The sequence below is a fragment of the Serratia marcescens subsp. marcescens ATCC 13880 genome (assembly GCF_017299535.1).
GTDB classification, from domain to species: Bacteria; Pseudomonadota; Gammaproteobacteria; order Enterobacterales; family Enterobacteriaceae; genus Serratia; species Serratia marcescens.
The window spans coordinates 4995384-5015904 of sequence record NZ_CP071238.1 but is presented as its reverse complement, the minus strand read 5'-3'; the positions used below and the strand labels follow the sequence as shown (position 1 = coordinate 5015904).

The window sequence follows — 20521 nt, the reverse complement described above, 5'->3', positions numbered from 1 at the left end:
AAGGCGCTAATTTGGTAACCTTGGGTGTCAGTTTCAGACAACCGGCGAGCGATTTCGCCGATAGGCTCGGAATGAAGAATATTTTAATTATTCGCCGCGACAACATCGGCGATCTTGTTTGCACCACGCCTCTGATTGAAGGGGTGAAAATTGCCTATCCAGACGCAAAAGTTTATCTGCTGATCAATAAAGTCAGCCAGGACGTTGTTAAAAACAACCCTCATCTCGAGAAAGTCTTTGTCTATAAAAAGGCCAAGCACAAGGCGAAAAATGAAACGACGTTGGGCGTTTATTTCGAACGTCTGATGATCTTCCTGAAGCTGCGCAAAATAAAGTTCGATGCGGTCATTCTGGCCAACCCGGTGCCATGCAAATACAGCCTGCGTTTAGCGAAAATGGCCGGCGCCACCCATATCATCGGCGCCGATCTGGGCACGAAAGATATTCATCGCCCGTTCCGCAAGGACGATTTCCGCGGCCTCCATCAGGTCGAACATACCTACAGCTATTTATCGGCGATCACCGATCAATCCATTCCGATCCCGCCGGTGCGGGTATTCCTGACGCCTGAAGAGCGGCAATTGGCGGCGCAGCGGCTGCAGGAACGTCTGCCGTCGGTCGAACGGGTATGCGCCGTGCATATCAGCAGCCGCAGCCCGAAAAGACGCTGGCCGGTTGAACGCTATGCCGAAATCATCAACCGTCTGACCGCCGATCCCCACACCGGCGTGCTGATCTTTTGGTCGCCGCAGGGCACGCTGGCGCCGGACGACGTCGGCGATCAGCAGCGCGCCGAACAGCTGCTGGCGCTGTGCCAAAACGAACGCGTCGCGCTTTATCCGACGGCGTCGGTGCGCGAGCTGTTGGGCGGGTTTGATTTATGCGACCGGGTGCTGTGCAGCGACGGTGGGCAGATGCATCTTGCCGCTGCGTTGAATAAGGACATGGTGGTGTTCTTTGGCGATACCGATAAAACGTCCTGGCATCCATGGACTGGCCGTCATCATATTTTGCAGAGCGGGTCGGGGCACTGTGAAGATGTTTCTGTCGATGAGGTTTGGCAGAAAATGCAGGCGCTCAACTAACGAAGAAAATAAGGCAGGCATCCCCTGCCTTATTTATTTTTTTATTATTTTTCTTTCAGCTCAATATATTGATGGCAAATAGGCTCAAGCCCGTAGCTCAGCAATTGCTGTTGATTTATCTGTGGCGGGTTGGCGTAAATTTCCGCCATTTTTTCTGCCAGCGACGCTTCGTTTAATTCCGCCAACGCGTTAGCCATGCCGGCTTTTTCCAGAATTTCCGCAGGGCCGCCCGGACAGCGGGTGCTGACCACCGGCGTGTCGCACAACAGCGATTCTACCAGCACATTGCCAAACCCTTCGCTATCGGAGCTGAGCACCAACAGCGAGGCATGGCGGATAAACGGATAGGGATTGGTCTGGAAACCGAGGAACAGCACGCGCTCTGCGATGCCCAAGTCTGCCGCCAGACGCTTGACCTCGGCGACGCGGGCGTCATCCCCGGTGCCGATCAAGGCCAGCGGCGCCTGAATGCCGGAGAGCGCATAGGCTTTCAGCAGGCGGTCATGCCGCTTGGTGGCGTGAAAGCGGCCGACGTGCACCAGATAGTCCTGGCCGGCCAGTTCGCAAGGCGCCGCCGCCTGTTGCCGGATGGCGTCGATGTCGAACGGATTGTTGATGACCGCCAGGCGGCGCGGGCGGATCGGCAAGTTCCGCTGCAGATCGTCGCCGACCGCCTGTGAAACGGCGACGATATTTCTCCCCTGGTAAACGTTGGCGATTTTGCGTTGCTTCAGCCAGCGATCCAGACCCTTGCGGTGGCCGAGGTAGGAGGTGGAGAGAATGCCGTGAATGCAGAACCACAGACGGTCCGAAGCCAGCCGCTTGCTGCGGCTGACGATGCGATCGGTTTTATGCAGGTTGGAGAACACCAGATCGAACGCGCCGCGTTGGCGCTCGTGTTCGGCTATCGCGCGATCCAGCGCGGCGGCGCGGCGCGGCAGCTCGGTCAGCTTGCGCCAGGGGGCACGGCTGCGATCGGCTACCACCTGATAATCAATGCCTGACGGGATAGGGTAATTGCAGACGTCGCGCAGCGAGATCAGACTGACGTCATGTCCCTGTTGCTGCATGCCCTGACACAGGGTCAGCACCACTTTTTCCGCGCCGCCGCCCGGCAGACCATCGATGATCATCAGAATACGCATAGCTAATCCAGTAACCGGTTATAGAGGGAAATGAGCTGTTCGGACAGATGTGCCGGCGTAGCCGTCATAATGCGCAATCTCGCCGCTTCGCCCATGGATGAACCCAGCGCCTGGCGCGGCAGTGCCCGAATAGCCTCCGTGATGGCCGGTACATCGAGCGCGTCGGTCACGAAGCCGTTCTGGCCTGGGGTGATAAACTCGGCGCCGCCGCAGGTGGTGCTGGTGATAACCGGCAGGCCGCATGACATGGCTTCCAGAATCACATTCGGGAATGGATCGTACAGCGTCGGCAGCAGCAGCGCGTCCGCGGCCTGATAGAACGGCAGGGTCTGCTTCTGCACGCCCATAAAGTGAATGCGATCGCCGCAGCCCAGCGACTGCGCCAGCGCCCGATAGCGTTTTTCGGCTTTGTCTTTACCGACCACCAGGAGGTGGCTGTCGGTCGCCGCCACGGCGCGGATGGCGGCGGCCAGCCCTTTGCGCTCAAAGCCGGAGCCGACGAAGATCAGGCAGTGCGCCTGTTGCGGGATCTGATATTGCTCGCGCAGACGTTGACGCTGGGCCTCGTCGGCGGGCGGGAATTTTTGATTGTCGATGGCGTTATAGATCACCGTGATCTTGTCGGCGGGCACGCCAAAGTCGGCGATGATTTCCTGCTTGATCATCTCGGCGTTGCAGATGACGGCTTTCAGCTCGGGCGCGGCGTACATGGCGCGTTCGGCGCACATCACATAGCGGTGATAGCGATTGGAGAACAGCCACTTGCGGCGCCACTCGGGCAGCAGCCGCGCGCGTTGCAGCAGCCAGCGGCGGTGTACGCCGTCGCCGGCGCGATAGATGTCACAGCCGGGAATGCGCTCGTGGCTTTGCACCAGATCGAAGCGCTCTTTCTGCCACAGCGCTCTGGCCGCCACGGCGAAGCCCCGTTCGCGGCTGATGCGGCCGAGCTTTAATGGATTGCACAGGTGGATATGCCAGTTGGGATTGGCGTCACCCTGCCATTCGCGAGTGATGACGTTCAGATCGAGATCCTGTTGCTCCAGCGCTTCCAGGGCGCGGGAAACGAAACGTTCGGCTCCGCCGTCCGGGCGGTATTTTTGGCGAACGATCGCCAAACGAAATGCTTTCATGCCAGCGTGCTCCGCGCGGCTGCAATCACCGCGTCTGTAGGAATAAGGTCGAGATACCGTTCGTCGGTGCCGGTATCGATGGCGTCCGGATCGGGCAGTTCGCCGAAGTCGCCGGCCCAGATCACGGCGCCGGTAGCTTGCCACGGCCGCCAGAAAGTCAGCTTGGAAGGGCCGAACAGCGCCACGCACGGCGTTTGCAGCGCGGCGGCCATGTGCATCGGCACTGAATCCACGCCGATAAACAATTTGGCGTGGTCGATCAGGGCGGCCAGTTGGCGCAGCGTCAGCTGGCCGGCCAACGAGATTACGCCCTGCGGCGGGCAGAGCGCCAAAATGCGCTCGACCATGGCTTTTTCTCTGGCGTCGGGGCCGGAGGTGATCACCAACTGGTGTCCGTCGGCCTGTAAGGCGGTGAGGGTGGCGGCCATTTTCTCTTCGCTCCAGCATTTGAAGAACCAGCGCGAGGTGGGCTGCACCACAATATAACCGCCGGCGACGCCCTGTTTCTGCAACCGTTGCTCACAGGTTTGCCAATCCTGCGGATCGTAACTCATGGTCACATGTTCATTGAGCGCGGGCAGGTTCAGCGGCGCCAGCAGCGAAAGATTCTGTTCGACGGTATGCAGGTGGGCGTGATTGTCGACCGGCACCAGCTGCGTATGGCAATGGCGCCACAGGAAGCCGCGGCGTTTGGGGAAATCGAAGCCCAAACGGATGCGCGCGCCGGTCAGGCGCGTGATGATGGCGCTGCGCCACTGATCGGCCAGGTTGACCACCAGATCGTAGCGTTGCGCCTTCAGGCGGCGCAGCAGCGCCAGTTCGTGCCCCAGATGCGCGCGGGCGCCCTGTTTTTTCCATTGACGGTCGATGGCGAACAGCGTCGACAGTTCCGGATTACTGGCCAGCATCTCCTGCGTTTCCTGATACAGCAGCACATCAATCTGCGCCTGCGGGTAGTTTTGCCGCAGGCTGCTGATGACCGGCGTGACCAGCAGCATATCGCCGTGATGGCGCAGTTTTATGATCAAAATACGCTGTACGGATGGGGCGGAAGTTAGTGCTGGCGCGTCGTTCATCATGAGTCGCTTTCTGGGAAACCAATCTTTGATTCTAAATGACCCGATCGCATGTGGCTACTGTTGCACGGTTTTCTTGCCGGGCCGCAAAAAAATCGCCGAGCCGGGGACGAATGCGCTTCAACGTTGTCCAAACCAGGCAGCAAAGTCGTTTGCCCTGGCGAAACGGCCTGCGTAACATAGTGCATTCTGTTGATATCAGGCTCGATATTCATGACTAAACCGGCGTTTCTCATCACCATTGATACCGAAGGCGATAATCTGTGGCAAAACCACGATCGCATCGCGACCGAAAACACGCGTTTCTTGCCGCGCTTTCAGGCGCTGTGCGAGAAATACGCCTTCAAACCGGTTTATCTCACCAACTATGAAATGGCGATGGACCCGGCTTACGTCGAGTTCGCGCGCGACGTGATCGCCCGCGACGCCGGCGAGGTCGGCATGCACCTGCACGCCTGGAACAGCCCGCCGTTGACGCCGCTGACCGACGATGACTGGCGCCACAAGCCTTATTTGATCGAGTATCCCGCCGATCAGATCCGCGCCAAGGTCGATCACATGACCAAGCTGCTGGAAGATGCCTTCCAGACCAAAATGCTTAGCCATCGCGCCGGTCGTTGGCGTTCAACGAATACTATGCCTCACTGCTGCTGGAATACGGCTATCAGGTGGACTGTTCGGTGACGCCGCGGGTCAACTGGCAGTTTTCGCCGGGTAACCCGCAGGGCAACGGCGGTACCGATTACAGCCGGTTCCCGTCGCAGGCCTATTTCATCGATCCGCAGAACATCGCCAAGCCGGGCGCTTCGGCGCTGCTGGAAGTGCCGATGAGCATCCAGTACAAGCATTCGGCGCTGATGAATGCGTTCAAGCAGGGCTATGATCGGCTGCGCGGCAAGCGGCGTTCGCCGTCCGTCAACTGGCTGCGGCCGAGTGGCGGCAACGTGGCTAAGATGATCAGCGTGGCTGAGGCATCGCTGGCGCAGGGGCATGACTACGTTGAATTCATGCTGCACTCCTCCGAATTTATGCCGGGCGGCAGCCCGACGTTCAAAACCGAGCAGGATATCGAAGGGCTGTACCGCGATCTGGAGCAGCTGTTTGACTGGCTGCAGCAGCGCACGGTGGGCATGACGCTGGCCGAGTATTATCAACTTAAAGCGAACTAAGCACGCACATGTCGAAGAAATGGAAAATCAAGGTTGCCGACTGGTTCTTGCGGCGCTATACGGCGAAATACGGCCGTTTTCAGGACAAGGCGACGTTCGACGGCGCCCAGCAGTTTGACAATATCGTCATCTATTCCACCACGGCGTTGGGCGACTTCATGTTCAACACGCCGGCATTGAGGGCGATGCGGGAACGCTACCCCAACGCGCACATCACGCTGGTGGTGCACAAGAAAAACCGCGAGCTGGTGGAAAACGGCCGCTATTACGATCGCGTGGTGTATTGGGACAGCAAGATCAAGACGATACGCCCGTTGCTGAAATCGCTGCGCGAACATCAGCCGGATTTGGCGCTGATCCTGCACTCCCATCTGCCTTATGACATCATCAGCGCCGTACTGGCCGGGGCGAAGTACATTATCCGCGATAACTACAGCTCGGGCATTTGCGGGCTGGAGCCTTGGCTGACCAACTATGTCTTCCATTATTACGGCCACTTCGTGCGCCGCAAGCTGGAGCTGATTTCCATTTTAGGTTGCCGCAGCGACGATCCGACGATGGAAATTCCCGTGGATTATCAGCGCGGCGTCAAAAGCAGCGACCACCCCACCATCGGGTTTCAATTGGGGGCATCGACGGAGTCGCGTTGCTGGCCGGTTTCACACTATGCGCGGCTGGCCGATGAGCTGGTGGCGAAGCACCCCAATGTACGCATCGTGCTGATTGGCGCACCGTTTGATGACGGCAAGGCCAAACAGTTTATGAGCCTGATCGGCCCGCAAACGCAGGCCTGCGTGGATAACCAGATCGGCAAAACGGGGCTGCAAGGCTTGCTGACGTTGCTCGACAGTTTCCATGTTCTGGTCACCGGCGACACCGGGCCGCTGCATCTGGCGGTGGCGTTGAAGGTGAAAACCATCAGCCTGTTCGTGACCGCCGATTCACGCTCCACCGGGCCGATTCAGGATCCTGAACTGCACCGCATCATTCAGGTGTCGCGTACCGGCTATACGATGCCGCTGGAGGCGGAAAGCCCGATGGGGGTTATTCAACCGCAGCGGATTTATGACGAACTGGTCGCGCACGTGCCTTTAGCGCGCTAAAGGTGCGGCGACGCATCGGCCGCGAGGCCGATGCGGTTAGCGCGGCCTGCGCCCGCGCAGCTTAGAAAGCAAGGTATCCACTCGCGCATAGCGCATCTGACGGACTTTTTTGCCCGGCACGTCGCTGTTGCGGCAGACAGCGGCGGCGCGGCGCAGAATGTGCAGCGTTGCCGGCGCGTAATGATAATACCCGTACACCGCCTTCGACATGCTTTTCACCTCGGAAAAGCAGTTGGCCAGCATCAGGGCGGCCAACCGGCGCAGCGGCTCATCCCCAGGATGTTGCGCCACAAAGCGCAGCATTTTCTCCATAGCGAACAACAGATCGTCAATATCTTTGGGTTTGATATTGCGGGTGATGCCCTGGTTGTTATCCCGATAGAAGTAGAGTTCGCACTCAAGATGGGCGATACGGCGAGTTTTGAAATACTGAAAAGGCGTGAAAATCACGTCTTCATAGCGCCTGCCGTCTTCGAACGCTTCCCCTGCCAGCAGCGTGCGTTTATATACCCGGCTCCAGAGATGCCACATTGAGCGCGCGAACAGCGGTTGCAGGCAGCTCAGCCCCAACGATGAAAAGTCGTAGGCTACGGGCTGCGTCGCGCGGTTCTCGGATTTCGGCGGTTGTTCGGTGAACTTCTGATAATTAAAATCGATCAGGTCATACTCACCGGCGATCAGCAGGGGATGCAGGATCGCCAGATAGTCGTCGCTTAGCAGATCGTCGCCGTCGAGAAAGGTGACGTAGCGCCCGGTGGCTTGCTGCAGGCCGACATTGCGGGCGTGCGCAATACCGCCGTTGGCCTGAGAAATAAAAGCCACCTGCGGATGCTGCCGCTGCGCCAGATACCGGCTGACCAGCGCCCCCGACGCATCGGTAGAGCCATCGTCGATGATCACCACCTCAATATCATCAGAAATCTGCGTAAATAACGAATCCAGCGCAGCGATGACGAACGCTTCGTTATTATAAAACGGCACGATAACGCTGAGCAGCGGTGGCTGAATGTTCACGCGGCCTGTTCCTGTGCGGAAGGCTGTCTCGCCACGGAGAGCACCCCAGCGATCAGCGCCAGACAGAACATGGCGGTGCCTTCCGTGCTGAAGAAGATGACGTCGCTCAGCCCGTAAACGAACAGGCTGGCGCTCACGCTCAGCAACAGCGCGTTGCGCTGCGGCCGGAACGAAGAGAAGAACAGGCAGACATAGAGCGCCAGCAGCAGCAGTACGCCCCAGACGCCCTTGAGCGAGTAGGTTTCCAGCAGCTCGTTGTGCAGGTGGACGTTGATATAGGGCATGACGCCGGACAGATGTGGCTGCTGCGCGACGATGGCGCGGATCTCTTCACCGCGTCGCTCGGCGGATTGGCCCCAAGGGGCTTGTGAGCCGGTGCGCCATGCCAGCGTTTGCATCGACAGCCGGGAAATGATCGAGTTATCTATCTCGGGTTTATCGATCAGTTGCATGTTGGTTTTGAAGTCGGCAATACGTTGTTCAATCTGCGCTTTAAAGACGAATCCGCAGATGAGCAGCAATAATGGCACCGAGGAGACCAGCAAAAACTTGTGTTTTCTGGAGACCAGATGTTTGGTCGCCAGCAGTGACAGACAAACCGCCACCGGGTAAACCAGCATGGCCGCGCGCGTGCCGGTGAGCACCAGCGCAGAGAAGGACAGCAGAAACGCAGCAATGTACAACACCAGACGGTAGCGGGTGCGCAGCATCAGGATGGCTTGCATCATGACCAGATCGATGGCGGTCATCAGGTAGGCAACGACCGTGGCGCGATCGAAGTTGAGCTCTACGCGCGGGATATCCAGCCGCAACCCCTGATAGAGTGAATAACCGTTGACCGCCATGCCGGTAATGAGGGCCACGACAACGAGCAGGCGCTGCACGCACAACCGCTCATTAAGCGCAATCAGCAGGATGAAGGCGGTTGCCAGTTGGAGTTTACCCGTCGACATATAAGAGCGATAAATATTGATGTAGTCACCCGGCTGTTTGAAGTGGTGCATCCAGAGGATGGTCCCCATGCCGACGCTGAACATCAGCGCCGGCAACAGCAGATTTTTAACGTTGCTGAGGTAATAGCGCGGATACAGGCAAACGGCGATAAAGGCGATGTAGCTGGAAATATAAAACAGATTGCGTCCGGTCGCGGAACCGAAAGGAATGGTGCAAAAAGCGATGGCGCACCCCAGATAGATCAGATAGCTGAAGGCAGGGTGCGGCGTTCTGTATTTTAACATTGGGCGTGTTTTCCGGCTCACGTTTTAATTAAGCGATGAAGGAGCGCAGCGTGTCGTCGAACTCAACTTTGAACTGAGCATAGTTGAAATGTTCCGCAGGATAGCGCTGCGCATTTCGGCTCAGAGTCTGGTAGGTTTCTCGCTCCAGCAATTTCTCAACGGCATCCGCACAGTCGATATGCGACAGCAGCTTGGGCGCCACCAGGCTATCGGTCAACGGATCGTAGACCTCATGCGGGAAGTCGACCTCGATATCGGTGAGCTGCCGGTGCTGTTCGATGGTGACCGACGGCGTCAGGCCAATGCCGCAGACCTCGTCTTTCACCGCTTCCGGCTGGCCGTCGACCTGCGGGAAGATGACCGGCACGCCGAAATAGAGCGATTCCATGCAGGACAAGCCGAACGGCTCGGTGATCGGCGTGCTCATGTAGATGTGCGTGCGATTGAAGAAGCCGGCGACGTCATCCTGATAACCGCTGAAAGTGACGCGATCGCCGAGCTGAAGCCGATCCGCCAGCGCCTCGAACGCCGCGCGATCCGGCCCTTTGCCGGCCACTTCCAGCGTGACGTCATGCCCGCGCCGCAGCAGTTCCTGCATCATCAATAATGAAACGCTGATGCCTTTCAGGCTGACCAGGCGTGAGGCCGTGCCGATCCTGACCGGCTGCGACAGCGTTTTCGGCGCGGCGTCGATCCCCGCCGGCGTCTTGATGCGGTTGATCACCACGTGATTGGGGCAAGGCAGATTAAAGCGCAGCTCCATCACCCGCTTCGACGCGTGTGAGGCGGAAATGACGCCGTCCAGCATGGCGAAGAAACGCAGCGTCTTTTTATTCTTGGGGTAACGCCAGGAGCAGCCGTGATCGTAGTAAACCAGCTTGCCGCGCTTGGGTTTGGCCGCCAGCCCCGGCACCAGGTCCCAGACGATCACCACGTCGGCGTTGGCCCGCTCGATTTTCCACTTCAGCAAAAATTTGCGCAGGAACTGCGGGCAGCGCAGCGGCAGCGCATTGATCAGGCGGTTGGCGAAGGTGACGGGCTGATGCGCAGGCAACTGGCGGCGGATCTCTTCGCCAATGTCGCCGCTGATGCACAAGACCTGGTTGCTGCCGTCGGTGGTATCGTTGATGTACTGCAGAAACAGGCGCTCGACGCCGCCCATTTTACCCAGGTTGATAATATGCAGTTTTTTCATGCTATAACCTTTTGCAACGCCTGCCATGCCGTATCGGCGTCAATTGTCGCCATGCTTTTTTCCGGCGAAATCAGCGAGTGCTGATTTTGCCCGTAGCCGCCGATCAGACCGGGATCGGTCGGCCCGAACAGCGTGATGTTCGGTTTGTCGAGCGCGGCGGTCAAATGGCTGAGCCCGGTGTCGACCGAGACCACGCCCCTGGCGCCGGCCAGCACCTCGGCCACCTGCTGCAGGCTGAGCTTCGGCAGCACTTCGACATGTGAAAAACCTTCCGCCAAGCGCAGCGCGCGCTGATGTTCATGCTCTGCGCCCCACGGCAGTTTGATCTTCAGCCCGCTGTCCGCCGTCAGTGAGATCAGCTCACGCCAGTTTTGCTCCGGCCAATGCTTATCGTCACGGGTTGTCGCGTGCAAAAACACCAAATACTGCCCGGCATCGGCCGGCGGGCGGCTGAGAAAGCGTGCGGCGATGGCGTAATCGCCGTAGCTGCCTGGCTTGTCGTAGCCAAGGCTTTTGGCGAACAGTTCGCGCGTGCGCTCCACCGCGTGCTGCTGCTTGTCTATCTCATGGCGCACATTGTAGAACCAGCTGGCGAACGGTTCGCGCGCGCTCTTGCAGTCCGGGCCATGTTTGTCGCCTTTGGCGATGCGCGTGATTAGCGCGGCGCTTTTGATCAGGCCCTGCGCGTCGATCACCACGTCGTAACGGCGTTCTTGCAGCGCGCGTTTGAAGTCGCAGCGCTGTTGCCGAGTGTCGTTGCCGAACCAATTTTTTCGCCAGCGGCGAATGGCCACCGGGATCACGCGATCTACCGCCGGGTGCCAGGTGGGGATTTGGATGAAGCCTTCTTCCACCACCCAGTCGAAGCGGATATCGGGAATGGCCTGCAGCGCGTCGGTCAGGGCGGGCAGTGTATGCAGCACGTCCCCCATCGAGGAGGTTTTTACAATTAACACCTGCATGATTATTCCTCGCTGGCGACAAGTAACGGCGTCAGCGCGTCCAACACTTGCTGCGGCTGAATATCGATCAAACTTTGGTGGTATCCCTGCTCGGCATCACCCTTACGCACCTTGTGGTAGCCGCTGATCAGACGAATGACCCGCGCCTTGTCGGAAAGCGGCGGCGTGAAGTCGGGGCTGCTTGGGCCGTACAAGGCTATCAGCGGTTTGTTCAACGCTGCGGCAACGTGCATTAAACCGGAGTCGTTGCTGACCACCGCCCGGCAGGCTGCGATCAGGATAACTGCTTGCTCCAGCTGGGTTTTTCCGGCCAGGTTAAGGCAGAAATCGCGGGCGTCTTCCTGCAGCGCGGCGCGGATCTGTTCGCCGGCCTCATGGTCTTTCGCCGAACCGAACAGCGCGATTTGATAGCCGCTCTCGATCAGCCGTTGTGCCAGCGCCGCGTAGTGATAGTGCGGCCAGCGCTTGGCGGGGCCGAATTCTGCGCCCGGGCAGAAGCCGACGATCGGGCGGCTGTCGGTCAGGTTGAAGGCCGCGGTGGTATCGGCGATCTCTTCGTCGCTCACCTGCAGCCGCGGCCACAGCAGCGGCTGCGGCAGATCGTCGGCGCGCTGAATGCGCCCTTTGTCATAGGCCAGCGCCACATAGCGTTGCACCATCAGCGGGAAGGCGGCCTTGTCAAGCACGCGGACATCGTTCAGCAGGCCGTAACGCATTTCGCCCCGCCAACCGGTGCGCTGCGGGATATCGGCGAAGAAGGGCACCAGCGCGGATTTGAACGAGTTGGGCAGAACGTAAGCGCGATCGTAACGATTGGCGCGCAGAGCGCGCCCCAGGCGGCGGCGCTCGCCGAGCCCCAGCGCGCCGTGGCCCAGCGGCATCGCCAGCGCCTGATTGACTTCCGGCATGCGCGCCAGCAACGGGCGGCACCAAGCCGGCGCCATCACATCGATCTCCGCCGACGGGTATTCGGCCTTCAGGGTGCGATAGAGACTTTGCGACATCATCATGTCGCCAACCCAAGAAGGGCCGATAACCAGTATTTTCATACCCAGCGTTAATTCCTTCAGCTTATGCGGTGCGGTTCAACCAGGCCATGTACTCTTTCACGCCTTCGGCGACCGTTTTGAACGGTGCGTCGTAGCCGGCGGCGCGCAGCTTGGTCAGATCGGCCTGGGTGTACGCCTGATAGCGGCCTTTCAGCTTCTCCGGGAACTCGATGTATTCCACAGCGCCTTTCTGGTGGAAGTCCACCACCGCGTCGGCTACCGCCTGGAAGGTTTCCGCTCGGCCGGTGCCGCAGTTGAAGATGCCGGATTTGCCGGTTTCCCAGAACCACAGGTTAACCGCCGCCACGTCGCCGACGTAGATGAAGTCACGCTTGAAGTTTTCGCTGCCGGCGAACAGTTTCGGGTTTTCGCCGCGGTTGATCTGGGTATTCAGGTGGAAGGCGACGCTGGCCATGCTGCCTTTGTGGCCTTCGCGCGGGCCATAAACGTTGAAGTAGCGGAAGCCGCAGATCTGCGAGTCCGCTTCCGGCAGGATCTCGCGCACGTACTGATCGAACAGGAATTTGGAGTAGCCGTACACGTTGAGCGGCGCTTCATACTCACGCTCTTCGATGAACTCTTCGCGGCCGCCGTAAGTGGCGGCGGAGGAGGCATACAAGAACGGGATTTCGCGATCCAGGCAGTAGTGCAGCAGATCTTTGGAGTACTGATAGTTATTGTCCATCATGTACTTGCCGTCCCACTCGGTGGTCGCGGAGCAGGCGCCTTCGTGGAACACCGCTTCGATATCGCCCAGATCGTCGCCGGCCACGATGCTGGCGATAAAGTCTTCTTTATCGATATAGTCGGCGATGTCCAGATCGACCAGGTTGACGAACTTGGTGCCGTCTTTCAGGTTATCCACCACCAGGATATCGCGATATCCCTTGTCGTTCAGTGCCTTAATGATGTTGCTGCCGATCATGCCGGCGCCGCCTGTGACGATAATCATTGGGTTACCCCTGCTAAGCTGCCTGGCGGGGCACAATGCCCCACGCTCAATGGCGGTTATAATAGCATTTCATGCCGCGGCAAACAGCGGAAGGGCTCCGAATATCCCGCATTGCCATTGAAGTCCGCCGTTTGCCGTGATATCTGCTGCAATTTTAATATTCTCTCCCGCGCATTCTCGTCAGTTTGGTTACAAATCAGTAAAATATGCCGCAAATAGCCCAATCCTGGAGATAACCGAATGTCAGCGTCTTTTTATCAGCAGTTGGAACAACAGCTTGCCGCCACGCGCAGTGAAGGGCTGTTCAAGGAAGAACGCATCATCACCTCCGCGCAACAGGCGGATATCGCCGTCGCCGACGGCAGCCATGTGATCAACTTCTGCGCCAATAACTACCTGGGCCTGGCCAACCACCCGGCGCTGATCGCCGCCGCCAAGTCTGGCATGGACAGCCACGGTTTCGGCATGGCGTCGGTGCGCTTCATCTGCGGCACCCAGGACAGCCACAAGCAGCTGGAACAGAAACTGGCGGCCTTTTTGGGCATGGAAGACGCGATCCTGTACTCCTCTTGCTTCGACGCCAACGGCGGGCTGTTCGAAACCCTGCTCGGCCCGGAAGACGCCATTATCTCCGATGCGCTGAACCACGCGTCGATCATCGACGGCGTGCGCCTGTGCAAGGCCAAGCGCTATCGCTATGCCAATAACGACATGACCGAGCTGGCCGCGCAGCTGAAGCAGGCCAAAGCCGACGGCGCGCGTCACATTCTGATCGCCACCGACGGCGTCTTCTCGATGGACGGCGTGATCGCCAACCTGAAAGGGGTTTGCGATCTGGCGGACGAATACCAGGCGCTGGTGATGGTGGATGACTCTCACGCGGTGGGCTTTGTCGGCGCCAACGGGCGCGGCACCCATGAATACTGCGAAGTGATGGGCCGCGTCGATATCATCACCGGTACGTTAGGCAAAGCGCTGGGCGGCGCGTCCGGCGGCTACACCGCCGCCAAGAAAGAAGTGGTGGAGTGGCTGCGCCAGCGTTCGCGCCCGTACCTGTTCTCCAACTCGCTGGCGCCGGCGATCGTCGCCGCGTCGATCAAAGTGCTGGAACTGCTGGAAGAGGGCGATGCCCTGCGCGATCGCCTGTGGGCCAACGCGCGTCTGTTCCGCGAAAAAATGACCGCCGCCGGCTTCACGTTGGCCGGCGCCGATCACGCCATCATCCCGGTGATGCTGGGTGAGGCGAAGCTGGCGCAGGAATTCGCCAATGCGTTGCTCAAGGAAGGCATCTATGTGACCGGTTTCTTCTATCCGGTGGTGCCGAAAGGCCAGGCGCGCATCCGTACCCAGATGTCCGCCGACCACACCCCGGAGCAAATCGAACGCGCAGTGGCGGCGTTTACACGTATCGGTAAGGATCTTGGCGTTATTGCATAAGGTAAAACCATGAAAGCACTGTCAAAACTGAAAGCGGAAGAAGGGATTTGGATGACCGACGTGCCTCAGCCGGAGCTGGGCCACAACGACATCATGATCAAAATCCGCAAAACCGCGATCTGCGGCACCGATGTGCATATCTACAACTGGGACGAGTGGTCGCAAAAAACCATTCCGGTTCCGATGGTGGTCGGCCATGAATATGTGGGCGAAGTGGTGGCGATCGGTCAGGAAGTCAAAGGCTTCAGCATCGGCGATCGCGTGTCCGGCGAAGGCCACATCACCTGCGGGCACTGCCGCAACTGCCGCGGCGGCCGCACGCACCTGTGCCGCAACACCGTCGGCGTGGGCGTGAACCGTCCGGGCAGCTTCGCGGAATACCTGGTGATCCCGGCGTTCAACGCCTTCAAGATCCCGGATAACATCTCCGACGAGCTGGCTTCGATCTTCGATCCGTTCGGTAACGCGGTGCACACCGCACTGTCGTTCGATCTGGTCGGGGAAGACGTGCTGGTGTCCGGCGCCGGCCCGATCGGCATCATGGCGGCGGCGGTGTGCAAACACGTCGGCGCTCGCCATGTGGTGATCACCGATGTTAACGAATACCGCCTGGAACTGGCGCGCAAGATGGGCGTGACCCGTGCGGTGAACGTCAGCAAGGAAAACCTCAGCGACGTGATGGCCGAGCTGGGCATGACCGAAGGGTTCGACGTCGGTTTGGAAATGTCCGGCGCGCCGCCGGCGTTCCGCACGCTGCTTAATGCGATGAACCACGGCGGGCGTATCGCCATGCTGGGCATTCCGCCTTCGGATATGTCGATCGACTGGAATCAGGTGATTTTCAAAGGGCTGTTTATCAAAGGGATTTACGGCCGTGAAATGTTCGAAACCTGGTACAAGATGGCGGCGCTGATCCAGTCCGGTCTGGATTTGACTCCGATCATCACCCACCGTTTCTCGATCGACGAGTTCCAGCAGGGCTTCGACGCCATGCGCTCCGGCAAGTCGGGCAAAGTGGTGCTGAGCTGGGATTAATCTCGGCAAATGTGAAAAGGGCCGGAATTCCGGCCCTTTTTTATGCTTGCGGTTTGGCTTGCGTCCAGTGTTGCCAATGACGCTTGATGAAGTTCACCGGCGGCGAGGTGGCAATGCTGTCGGCGATAACGCCCAGCGCGGTGCCGGCGTTGGTTTTTTCCTTCGGCGGTTTGACCTTGCACTGCTTGATGCCGCCGCTGAACGGATTCTTCGGCTGCGGTTTTTGCGGTTTGACCGGCGGCGGGACGTAGCTGCCACCGCCGTTGCCCTGCGGTTCGTTCAGCAGCGCGCTCGGTTTGACCAGCACGATATCGGCGGGCAGCGACGGCAGCATCTGCTGCAGCACTTTCACCGTCGCCGGGCGCGGGTGGCCGATGGCGATGGCGGAACCGTTGCGCCGCGCCAATTCAACCGCGCGGTTGAACTGACGGCGGATGTCGGCTTCGTTCGCGGTATCGTCGAGGAACACCTTGCGTTTGATCACCTTCACGCCGGTGCCGGCCGCGGCGCGGGTCGCCTGGCTGTTGCCGATGGTCATGCTGTCGAGGAAGTACAGACGGTAGCTTTCGAGCGCCTGCATCACTTTCTGCATGCCCGGCAGGCTGGAGGTCATGGCGCTGCCCATGTGGTTGTTCATGCCGACCGCGTAGGGCACGTTGTTCACCGCGTTGCGGATGATGCGCTGGATCTCGTCGCTGCTCATGGCGGGCTGTAGGGTATCGCGCTCCAGCGGCTGCTTGCTGAGCGGCGCCATCGGCATGTGGATCAGCACTTCGCGGCCCTGGCTGTGGGCGCGGGTGGCCATCAGGCGGGCGTGCGGCGCGTTGGGCAAGACTGCGACCGAGATCGCCGTCGGCATTTGCAGCACCGCGTTTTCTTCGTGAGGGCGGTAGCCCACGTCATCGATGACGATGGAGAGTTTTCCTGCCTGCGCAGCGTAAGCCTGCAGCAGACAGCCGATTAACAAAGCTGTACGGGTTTTGACATAACGCAAATCTATCTTCCCAACCACGGCAGTGGGTTAACCGCCTGTCCCTGACGACGGATTTCGAAATAGAGCGACGGCGTTCCCTGGCCGCCGCTGGTGCCGACCAGTGCGATCGGCTGGCCGGCGCGCACCTGCGCCCCGACGTTGACCAACGCGCTTTGGTTGTAGCCGTACACGCTCATGTCGCCTTTACCGTGTTCGACCACCACCATCAGGCCATAGCCTTGCAGCCAGTCGGCCAGCAGCACGCGGCCATCGGCGACGGCTTTCACTTCGCTGCCTTCGCGGGCTTCGATCACCATGCCTTTCCAGCGTAACTCGCCCTGCTGCTGTTCGCCAAAGCCGTGCAGCGTGCGGCCGCGCACCGGCCACATCAGCTGGCCGGCCGGACGACCGAGGCCGCCGGTTCGCGCCATCAGCGAGCGATCGGCTTCGCTAGGTTTGTAGGTGGTGCCGGTTTTTTTCGCCTGCTGTTCCTTGATGCGCACCTGTTCGCGCACTTTGGCCGCTTCACGCGCTTCGCGTTCGGCGCGCGCACGGGCTTCGCGCTCCGCCCGAGCGATCTTGTCGCGCATGCGGGCTTCGTTTTGGCGCAGTTCCACCAGGCGTTGTTGGTCTTTTTCCAGCGAAGCTTCCAGCGCGGTCAGCGTTTTCTTGCGGGCGCCGCGCGCCTGCTCCAGCTTCTGCTGCTGTGTCTGTTGTTCGCTCAGTAAGGATTTTTGCTGGCCCTGTTTAGCCACCAGCGTGGTTTTTTGCTTCGCCAGCTCGGCGCGGGTCTGTTTCAACTCTTCGATGGTTTTCTGGCGCGCTTCATTCAGATAGCCGAAATAGGCCAGAATACGTTCGCTGCGCTGGCTTTCTTCACCGCTGAGGATCAGCTGCACGGCGCTGTGCTGCCCTTGTCGGAAGGCGGCGTCGAGCTGTTTGGCGAGGAGGTTTTGCTGGGTCGATTGCTGCTTTTGCAGTTTGGCTATCGAGGCGTTCAGGCCGGAAATGTCCTTGCCCAACTGGGTGAGCGTGCCCTGGGTGTCGCGCAACTGGCGGCTGGCTTGGGCGATGGTTTTTTCCTGTTGACGCAGCTGATCCTGCAGCGAGCTGCGCTGCTGTTGCTGCTGCTTCACCGCTTTTTCTTTCTCGGCGATGCTCTGCTGAATGTCTTTCAGCTGGGATTTATTGTCTTCCGCCGCCTGGCCGGCGAGCGGCAACAGCAAGACGCCAGCGCAAAATACGCTGGCGCACATGGCGGTGAACGTCCTTGGCGCGGTGCGTTCAGGCAGCGGACGGCTGCCTGCGTTTGCGCTTCGGGTTACCCTTAATAGTGCAAAAAACGCCTTCTCCCTCATGGAGAAGGATTATTCCACGATGAACAGCGGCTTACCAGTCATCTCTTGCGGGATTTCCATTCCCATCAGCGTTAACAGGGTTGGCGCGATGTCCGAAAGCTTGCCGCCTTCGACCGCCTGCGCCGGTTTGCCGACGTAAATCAGCGGCACCGGCAGGCTGGTGTGGGCGGTATGCGCCTGGCCGGTGGCCGGATCGCGCATCTGCTCGGCGTTGCCGTGATCGGCGGTGATCAGCAGCTGACCGTCGACGTCGCGCACCGCGTCAACCACCTGGGCGATGCAGGCGTCCAGCGTTTCCACCGCTTTGACCGCCGCGTCATACACGCCGGTATGCCCCACCATGTCGCCGTTCGGGTAGTTGCAGATAATGGCGTCGTATTTGCCGCTGCGGATGGCGGTCAACAGTTTGTCGGTCAGTTCGGCGGCGCTCATCTCAGGCTGCAGATCGTAGGTGGCGACCTTCGGCGAATTGACCAGCACGCGGTCTTCCCCTTTGAACGGCGCTTCCACGCCGCCGTTATAGAAGAAGGTGACGTGGGCGTATTTTTCGGTTTCCGAGATGCGCAGCTGGGTTTTGTCGTGCTTCATCAGCCATTCGCCGAAGGTGTTGGACAGCGACGCCGGCGGATAGGCGCAGGCGGTCGCGATGTCGGCGGCGTACTCGGTCAGCATCACGAAATCGCCGAACTGCACCTGTTTGGCGCGTGGGAAACCGTCGAAATCCGCGTTCACGAAGGCGCGGGTGATCTGGCGCGCGCGATCGGCGCGGAAGTTCATGAAGATCAACGCGTCGCCGTCCTGCATTGCGGCATCGGCCTCACCGGCGGCGCGGATCACGGTCGGTCTGACGAACTCGTCGTTTTCACCGCGCTGATAAGCGGCCTGCAGGCCGGCGACCGCATCGTCGGCCACGGAGTCGCCTTTGGCCGCGGTCAGCAGGTCATAGGCCAGCTGCACGCGATCCCAGCGGTTGTCGCGGTCCATCGCGTAGTAGCGGCCGATCAGCGAGGCGATGCGCCCGACGCCCAACGCGGCGAAGGCGTCGCGGCAGCGTTGCAGCGGGGCTTCGGCGCTGCGCGGCGGCGTGTCGCGCCCGTCGAGGAAGGCATGCAGATAAATGGCTTTGGCGCCGCGCTGAGCGGCCAGTTTAATCATGGCCAGGATGTGCTCGTCATGGCTGTGCACGCCGCCCGGCGACAGCAGGCCCATGATATGCACCGCCTTGCCGGCCGCCACGGCCTTATCCACGGCGGCGGTCAGCACCGGGTTGGCGAAGAAGTCGCCGTCGGCGATCGCTTTGTCCAACCGGGTCAGATCCTGGTACACGATGCGCCCGGCGCCCAGATTGACGTGGCCGACTTCGGAGTTGCCCATTTGCCCATCGGGCAGGCCGACATCCAGCCCGGAGGCGGCGATCAGCGTATGCGGCTGCTCCCGCCACAGACGATCCATCACCGGGGTGCCGGCGTTCAGGATCGCGTTGTCCTGCCGCTCTTCACGGTGGCCGTAACCGTCCAGGATCACCAGGACCATCGGTTTTTTGTTGTTCGACATTGCATTGACCTCTTATGAACTTTTTAAGCTGCGAATAGCCATGCGCCCGCCGCAAGCATGGCTATTCGCCCTCGAAAAACCGGCTGATTTTACATCGCCGCCGGCGAGAAATAGCCCAAAGAGATCAAGGTTGCGGCGAATCGCGCGGGCTTTTATGCTCTGACCTCGGGAATTTCTCAGCGCAGCCCGCAGTTTCTACAATCGCGCTTGCTTATTGGCTGTATTTGCCGCACTCGGCAGGTATACTCTGGAACCTTGACTTATTTATCCCTTAACTGACGGGAGTTGTTACACCCCATGCTGCAAGAAATTATGCCATTCGTAAGCAGACACCCGATTCTGAGCCTGGCTTGGATCGCTCTGCTGGTCGCCGTGATCGTCATGACTTTCAAAAGCCGTTTCTCCAAGGTCAAAGAGATCGCCCGCGGTGAAGCTATCCGCCTGATCAACAAAGAAGAAGCTGTGGTGGTCGACACCCGCAGCCGCGACGATTTCCGCCGTGGTCACCTGGCCAGCGCCATTAACCTGACCGCCAGCGAAATCAAAAGCGGCAGCCTGGGCGAGCTGGAAAAACACAAAGCGCAGCCGATCATCGTCGTATGCGCCAACGGCACCGCCTCCCGCGAGCCGGCGGAGAACCTGAGCAAGGCCGGTTTTGAAAAGGTGACGATGCTGAAAGACGGCATCGCCGGCTGGAGCGGAGAAAACCTGCCGCTGGTGCGCGGTAAGTAACCGTTTAACCTATTTGAGGTGGCAATCCATGGCTAACATTGATATCTACACCAAAGCGACCTGTCCGTTCTGCCATCGCGCCAAGGCGCTGTTGAACAGCAAGGGCGCGGCGTTTAACGAGATCGCCATCGACGGCGATAACGCCAAGCGCGAAGTGATGATCGAGCGCAGCGGGCGCACCACCGTGCCGCAGATTTTCATCGACGGCCGGCATATCGGCGGCTGTGATGATTTATATGAACTCGATGCTCGCGGCGGCCTGGATCCGCTGCTTTAAGCAGCTTGCCGGTTCACCGAGTGTCAATAAGGACGTT

18 protein-coding genes and 1 pseudogene are annotated in these 20521 nt (G+C 59.7%); 7 read left to right on the top strand and 12 right to left on the bottom strand.

Annotated features, from left to right (window positions below):
* Positions 1-71: 71 nt before the first annotated feature.
* Positions 72-1085 carry a glycosyltransferase family 9 protein gene (locus J0F90_RS23945; RefSeq protein ID WP_033639127.1) on the top strand — a complete coding sequence of 338 codons (1014 nt, stop codon included), beginning with the start codon at positions 72-74 and terminating at the stop codon, positions 1083-1085.
* 44 nt (positions 1086-1129) lie between these two features.
* On the opposite strand, the gene J0F90_RS23940 is transcribed toward J0F90_RS23945, so the two are convergent.
* The 3 genes from J0F90_RS23940 to rfaQ are packed head-to-tail and all read right to left on the bottom strand — an operon-like array spanning position 1130 to position 4439.
* Entirely contained in the window at positions 1130-2230 is a 1101-nt protein-coding gene (locus J0F90_RS23940) for a glycosyltransferase (RefSeq protein ID WP_033639128.1), read from the bottom strand.
* 2 nt (positions 2231-2232) lie between these two features.
* Positions 2233-3360, bottom strand: a complete 1128-nt coding sequence (locus J0F90_RS23935) for a glycosyltransferase family 4 protein (protein ID WP_016929688.1) — start codon at positions 3358-3360, stop codon at positions 2233-2235.
* Positions 3357-4439, bottom strand: coding sequence for a putative lipopolysaccharide heptosyltransferase III (rfaQ, locus tag J0F90_RS23930; RefSeq protein WP_033639129.1), 1083 nt, complete (start codon positions 4437-4439; stop codon positions 3357-3359). The genes J0F90_RS23935 and rfaQ overlap by 4 nt, the downstream gene beginning before the upstream one ends.
* A gap of 210 nt (positions 4440-4649) precedes the next feature.
* Here rfaQ and J0F90_RS23925 point away from each other — a divergent pair.
* Together J0F90_RS23925 and J0F90_RS23920 are read left to right on the top strand one after the other, a co-directional pair.
* Positions 4650-5605 (top strand): annotated as a pseudogene (locus J0F90_RS23925) (polysaccharide deacetylase family protein).
* Between the two features lie 8 nt (positions 5606-5613).
* Positions 5614-6708, top strand: a complete 1095-nt coding sequence (locus tag J0F90_RS23920; RefSeq protein ID WP_025304689.1) for a glycosyltransferase family 9 protein — start codon at positions 5614-5616, stop codon at positions 6706-6708.
* A 36-nt stretch (positions 6709-6744) separates the two neighbouring features.
* On the opposite strand, the gene J0F90_RS23915 is transcribed toward J0F90_RS23920, so the two are convergent.
* The 6 genes from J0F90_RS23915 to rfaD are packed head-to-tail and all read right to left on the bottom strand — an operon-like array spanning position 6745 to position 13118.
* Complete coding sequence (locus tag J0F90_RS23915) at positions 6745-7722, bottom strand: glycosyltransferase (RefSeq protein WP_033639131.1); 978 nt, start codon at positions 7720-7722, stop codon at positions 6745-6747.
* Positions 7719-8960 carry an O-antigen ligase family protein gene (locus J0F90_RS23910; protein WP_033639132.1) on the bottom strand — a complete coding sequence of 414 codons (1242 nt, stop codon included), beginning with the start codon at positions 8958-8960 and terminating at the stop codon, positions 7719-7721. Before J0F90_RS23910 ends, J0F90_RS23915 begins: the two co-directional genes overlap by 4 nt.
* 28 nt (positions 8961-8988) lie before the next feature.
* Complete coding sequence (locus J0F90_RS23905; protein ID WP_033639133.1) at positions 8989-10155, bottom strand: glycosyltransferase; 1167 nt, start codon at positions 10153-10155, stop codon at positions 8989-8991.
* Entirely contained in the window at positions 10152-11117 is a 966-nt protein-coding gene (gene rfaC / locus J0F90_RS23900) for a lipopolysaccharide heptosyltransferase RfaC (RefSeq protein WP_033639134.1), read from the bottom strand. Before rfaC ends, J0F90_RS23905 begins: the two co-directional genes overlap by 4 nt.
* A gap of 2 nt (positions 11118-11119) precedes the next feature.
* Entirely contained in the window at positions 11120-12166 is a 1047-nt protein-coding gene (gene rfaF / locus J0F90_RS23895) for an ADP-heptose--LPS heptosyltransferase RfaF (protein WP_016929695.1), read from the bottom strand.
* Positions 12167-12188: 22 nt separating this feature from the next.
* Positions 12189-13118 (bottom strand): ADP-glyceromanno-heptose 6-epimerase, encoded by a 930-nt coding sequence (gene rfaD / locus J0F90_RS23890; RefSeq protein WP_016929696.1) that lies wholly within the window; start codon positions 13116-13118, stop codon positions 12189-12191.
* 240 nt (positions 13119-13358) lie between these two features.
* Between rfaD and kbl the strand changes: the two genes are divergently transcribed.
* Both kbl and tdh read left to right on the top strand, forming a co-directional pair.
* The gene (gene kbl, locus J0F90_RS23885) at positions 13359-14555 is read left to right on the top strand and encodes a glycine C-acetyltransferase (RefSeq protein WP_004931154.1); all 1197 of its coding nucleotides are present in this window, start codon (positions 13359-13361) and stop codon (positions 14553-14555) included.
* Between the two features lie 9 nt (positions 14556-14564).
* A complete protein-coding gene (gene tdh, locus J0F90_RS23880; RefSeq protein ID WP_016929697.1) occupies positions 14565-15590 on the top strand; it encodes an L-threonine 3-dehydrogenase in 1026 nt (341 codons plus the stop codon).
* Between the two features lie 40 nt (positions 15591-15630).
* Here tdh and J0F90_RS23875 read toward each other — a convergent pair whose 3' ends face one another.
* From J0F90_RS23875 to gpmM, 3 genes are read right to left on the bottom strand one after another with little or no spacing between them, the layout of a single operon-like run.
* Complete coding sequence (locus tag J0F90_RS23875) at positions 15631-16584, bottom strand: divergent polysaccharide deacetylase family protein (RefSeq protein ID WP_033639135.1); 954 nt, start codon at positions 16582-16584, stop codon at positions 15631-15633.
* A 2-nt stretch (positions 16585-16586) separates the two neighbouring features.
* A complete protein-coding gene (gene envC, locus J0F90_RS23870; protein ID WP_033639136.1) occupies positions 16587-17921 on the bottom strand; it encodes a murein hydrolase activator EnvC in 1335 nt (444 codons plus the stop codon).
* Between the two features lie 9 nt (positions 17922-17930).
* Positions 17931-19475, bottom strand: a complete 1545-nt coding sequence (gpmM, locus tag J0F90_RS23865; protein ID WP_033639137.1) for a 2,3-bisphosphoglycerate-independent phosphoglycerate mutase — start codon at positions 19473-19475, stop codon at positions 17931-17933.
* A gap of 297 nt (positions 19476-19772) precedes the next feature.
* Here gpmM and J0F90_RS23860 point away from each other — a divergent pair, with 297 nt between their 5' ends.
* Both J0F90_RS23860 and grxC read left to right on the top strand, forming a co-directional pair.
* The gene (locus J0F90_RS23860; protein ID WP_016929700.1) at positions 19773-20207 is read left to right on the top strand and encodes a rhodanese-like domain-containing protein; all 435 of its coding nucleotides are present in this window, start codon (positions 19773-19775) and stop codon (positions 20205-20207) included.
* Between the two features lie 28 nt (positions 20208-20235).
* Positions 20236-20484, top strand: coding sequence for a glutaredoxin 3 (grxC, locus tag J0F90_RS23855; protein WP_004931142.1), 249 nt, complete (start codon positions 20236-20238; stop codon positions 20482-20484).
* Positions 20485-20521: the final 37 nt, after the last annotated feature.

What these genes read in the sequence shown, in the direction of transcription:
- J0F90_RS23945 (WP_033639127.1), top strand. Translation starts at nt 72, where the DNA reads ATGAAGAATATTTTAATTATTCGCCGCGACAACATCGGCGATCTTGTT.
- J0F90_RS23940 (WP_033639128.1), bottom strand. Translation starts at nt 2,230, where the DNA reads ATGCGTATTCTGATGATCATCGATGGTCTGCCGGGCGGCGGCGCGGAA.
- J0F90_RS23935 (WP_016929688.1), bottom strand. Translation starts at nt 3,360, where the DNA reads ATGAAAGCATTTCGTTTGGCGATCGTTCGCCAAAAATACCGCCCGGAC.
- rfaQ (WP_033639129.1), bottom strand. Translation starts at nt 4,439, where the DNA reads ATGATGAACGACGCGCCAGCACTAACTTCCGCCCCATCCGTACAGCGT.
- J0F90_RS23920 (WP_025304689.1), top strand. Translation starts at nt 5,614, where the DNA reads ATGTCGAAGAAATGGAAAATCAAGGTTGCCGACTGGTTCTTGCGGCGC.
- J0F90_RS23910 (WP_033639132.1), bottom strand. Translation starts at nt 8,960, where the DNA reads ATGTTAAAATACAGAACGCCGCACCCTGCCTTCAGCTATCTGATCTAT.
- J0F90_RS23905 (WP_033639133.1), bottom strand. Translation starts at nt 10,155, where the DNA reads ATGAAAAAACTGCATATTATCAACCTGGGTAAAATGGGCGGCGTCGAG.
- rfaC (WP_033639134.1), bottom strand. Translation starts at nt 11,117, where the DNA reads ATGCAGGTGTTAATTGTAAAAACCTCCTCGATGGGGGACGTGCTGCAT.
- rfaF (WP_016929695.1), bottom strand. Translation starts at nt 12,166, where the DNA reads ATGAAAATACTGGTTATCGGCCCTTCTTGGGTTGGCGACATGATGATG.
- rfaD (WP_016929696.1), bottom strand. Translation starts at nt 13,118, where the DNA reads ATGATTATCGTCACAGGCGGCGCCGGCATGATCGGCAGCAACATCATT.
- kbl (WP_004931154.1), top strand. Translation starts at nt 13,359, where the DNA reads ATGTCAGCGTCTTTTTATCAGCAGTTGGAACAACAGCTTGCCGCCACG.
- tdh (WP_016929697.1), top strand. Translation starts at nt 14,565, where the DNA reads ATGAAAGCACTGTCAAAACTGAAAGCGGAAGAAGGGATTTGGATGACC.
- envC (WP_033639136.1), bottom strand. Translation starts at nt 17,921, where the DNA reads ATGAGGGAGAAGGCGTTTTTTGCACTATTAAGGGTAACCCGAAGCGCA.
- gpmM (WP_033639137.1), bottom strand. Translation starts at nt 19,475, where the DNA reads ATGTCGAACAACAAAAAACCGATGGTCCTGGTGATCCTGGACGGTTAC.
- J0F90_RS23860 (WP_016929700.1), top strand. Translation starts at nt 19,773, where the DNA reads ATGCTGCAAGAAATTATGCCATTCGTAAGCAGACACCCGATTCTGAGC.
- grxC (WP_004931142.1), top strand. Translation starts at nt 20,236, where the DNA reads ATGGCTAACATTGATATCTACACCAAAGCGACCTGTCCGTTCTGCCAT.